Genomic DNA, 2,398 nt, shown 5'->3' with positions numbered 1-2,398 from the left:
CCAGGTCGCCTCGATCGAGGAGGAGGACGGCAAGGGCAGCTTCGAGGCCGCGTTCGAGCCGGCCGACGAGCCCGTCGTGGCGGTCCGCACCCTCGACGGCGGCGCCCTGGTGGTGGTCGCCCTGCGCGGCGAGGAGACGCTACGGGCGGAGGAGCACTGGCAGCTCGCACCTCGCTCGCCGTCGGTCGCCGCGCTGTGGGGGGACGGGGACGGCAGCAACGTGCTGCGCACCTCCTACCACCACACCGTGGCGCTGTACGTGCCGCCGATCGGCTCGGACGCGCGGGTCAGCCTGCTGGGCCTGCAGCCCGTGCCGTTCGCCGTGTCTGCCGGCTGAGGGCCGACCGCTCGGGCACGTGATCGCCGAGAGCGGAGTCGGCGGGTGGGTCGGCGAGGGTTCACTAGGATTGCCCCATGAGCAGTGCCACCTCTCAGCCCGGTCCCGCCCGGAGCGCCCAGCCCGAGTTCGCGGTGCGCGGCGCGGTCGACCTGTCCGCACTGAACCGTCCGCAGGCGCCTCCGCCCGGTGAGCCGGGCGGCGCGCCCGAGGCCGGTGGTTTCGTGGTGGACGTCTCGGAGGCGAACTTCGAGCAGCTCGTCCGCGACTCGGCGACCTACCCCGTGGTGATCCTCCTGTGGATCCCGACCGACAAGGCGAACGCCGACCTCGGGTCGACGATGGGCCGGCTCGCGCAGGAGTACGGCGGCCGGTTCCTCCTCGGCCGGGTCGACGCGCAGGCGTCGCCCCAGGTCGCTGCGGCCTTCCAGGTGCAGGGCGTCCCCACGGTCGTCGCCGTGCTGCAGGGCCAGCCGCTGCCGCTGTTCCAGGGCGCCGCCGACGAGCAGCAGATCCGCGGCGTGCTCGACCAGGTGCTGGCCGCGGCCGAGCAGAACGGCGTGACCGGCCGCGCGCCGGGCGCCGCCCCGGCGGGCGACGAGCCCGCCGTCGAGCCCGAGAAGCCGCTGCCGCCGCTGCACCAGGAGGCGTACGACGCCATCGAGCGCGACGACCTGCCCGCCGCGGCTGCCGCCTACGAGAAGGCGCTCCGCCAGGACCCCAAGGACGCCGACGCCGCGGCAGGCCTCGCGCAGGTGCACCTCATGCAGCGCACCCACGACGCCGACCTCGCCGCGGTGCGCAAGGCCGCGGCCGACGCGCCGTCCGACGTCGACGCGGCGCTCGCCGTCGCCGACCTGGACATGCTGGGCGGCAAGGTCGAGGACGCCTTCGCGCGCCTGCTCGATCTCATGCCGGAGGCCGACGCGGACGGCAAGGAGAAGCTGCGGGTCCGGCTCCTCGAGCTCTTCGAGGTCGCGGGGACGACGGACCCCCGCGTCGCCAAGGCCCGCCGCCGTCTGTCGCTCTACCTGTACTGACCAGCCGCTGAGATCTGGTGTTCTCGGTGAGATCTGGTCGTGTGCAACCAGATCTCACCGCGAACACCAGATCTCAGCGAGCAGCGGCGGCAGCAGCACCCGCCAGGACACTCAGCGCGGCGCCGGGGTGAGGATGAGCGCGCCCAGCGGGGGGACGCGGATCTCCGCCGACCAGCGGCGTCCGTGGTAGGGGACCGGCTCGGCCTGGACGCGGCCCATGTTGCCAACGCCCGAGCCGCCGTAGACGGTCGCGTCGGTGTTGAGCACCTCGAGCCACACCGGGTCGTCCGCGCCGGTGTCGCCGGGTGCGGGCGGCGCGGCGGCCGGTGCGGTGGCACCCGGCCCGTCCGCGAGCGGCCCGTCCACCAGCGGCGCCCGCGACGGCCGCACGGCGGTCTCGGCGGGCTCGGCGGGCGGCAGCGTCCCGGCGGCCGCAGCCCCGGTACTCGCGACCCCGGCGGGCGCCGTCTCACCGGGACCACGGCGCGGCACGTCCGGCAGCGGCAGCCGGTACCCCTCGTGCGGGACCCCGGCGAAGTTGACGACGACCACCACCGGGTCGCCGGAGCGCGACCGCCGGACATAGGCGAGCACGTTGTGGTCCGCGTCGTCCGCCGTGAGCCACTCGAAGCCCGCGGGGTCGAAGTCGAGCTCCCAGAGGGCCGGCGTCGCGCGGTAGAGCGCGTTGAGGTCGCGCACCACGTGCTGCACGCCCGCGTGCCCTGCGTCGCCGAGCAGGTCCCAGCGCAGGCCCTCGTGCTCGGCCCACTCCGTGTCCTGGGCGAACTCGCAGCCCATGAACAGGAGCTGCTTGCCGGGGTGCGTCCACTGGTACGCCAGGAAGGACCGCACGCCCGCGAGCTGCTGCCACCGGTCGCCCGGCATCTTGCGCAGCAGCGAGCCCTTGCCGTGCACCACCTCGTCGTGGCTGATCGGCAGCACGAACTGCTCGGTGAACGCGTACACGAGCGAGAACGTCAGCTCGCCGTGGTGGTAGCGCCGGTTGTACGGGTCCTCCGCG

At 74.5% G+C, this 2,398-nt stretch carries 3 protein-coding genes; 2 read left to right on the top strand and 1 reads right to left on the bottom strand.

Annotated features, from left to right (window positions below; all coding sequences use genetic code 11):
• Together VKZ81_RS18340 and VKZ81_RS18335 are read left to right on the top strand one after the other, a co-directional pair.
• Positions 1–337 (top strand): DUF8094 domain-containing protein (locus VKZ81_RS18340; protein WP_324242814.1); only part of this gene is annotated, 337 nt, incomplete at its 5' end.
• Positions 338–414: 77 nt separating this feature from the next.
• Positions 415–1,377, top strand: a complete 963-nt coding sequence (locus VKZ81_RS18335; RefSeq protein ID WP_324242813.1) for a tetratricopeptide repeat protein — start codon at positions 415–417, stop codon at positions 1,375–1,377.
• Between the two features lie 111 nt (positions 1,378–1,488).
• Here the strand turns inward: VKZ81_RS18335 and VKZ81_RS18330 are convergent.
• The coding region (locus tag VKZ81_RS18330; protein ID WP_324242812.1) for an alpha amylase C-terminal domain-containing protein at positions 1,489–2,398 on the bottom strand (910 nt) is incomplete at its 5' end.

Source organism: Pseudonocardia sp., assembly GCF_035305885.1.
Lineage (GTDB): Bacteria > Actinomycetota > Actinomycetes > Mycobacteriales > Pseudonocardiaceae > Pseudonocardia.
This window is presented reverse-complemented; position numbering and strand designations above follow the sequence as displayed.

Bases quoted from the DNA above. Each gene is read 5' to 3' on its own strand.
- VKZ81_RS18335 (WP_324242813.1), top strand. From the start codon at position 415: ATGAGCAGTGCCACCTCTCAGCCCGGTCCCGCCCGGAGCGCCCAGCCC.